At 58.6% G+C, this 266-nt stretch carries 1 protein-coding gene; it reads left to right on the top strand.

What is annotated here, in order from left to right; translation table 11 throughout:
• A partial coding sequence (locus tag CD118_RS12430) for a hypothetical protein (RefSeq protein WP_206167719.1) occupies window positions 1-266 on the top strand: 266 nt, incomplete at both ends.

Here is a 266-nt window from a genome sequence, read left to right as displayed (position 1 = left end):
CAGATGCAGATGCAGATGCGGATGCCGATGCTGACGCTGATGCGGATGCTGATGCCGATGCAGATGCCGATGCTGACGCAGACTCAGATGCAGATGCAGATGCGGATGCCGATTCTGACGCGGATGCGGATGCTGATGCAGATGCAGATGCCGATGCTGACGCAGACTCAGATGCCGATGCAGATGCAGATGCAGATGCCGACGCTGATGCTGACGCCGATGCAGATGCAGATGCAGATGCCGATGCTGACGCAGACGCCGATGCG

It is taken from the genome of Staphylococcus coagulans (genome assembly GCF_002901995.1).
Taxonomy (GTDB): Bacteria; Bacillota; Bacilli; order Staphylococcales; family Staphylococcaceae; genus Staphylococcus; species Staphylococcus coagulans.
Note: the sequence above shows the minus strand (reverse complement) of the source record. Positions and strands in the feature narration are given on the sequence as shown.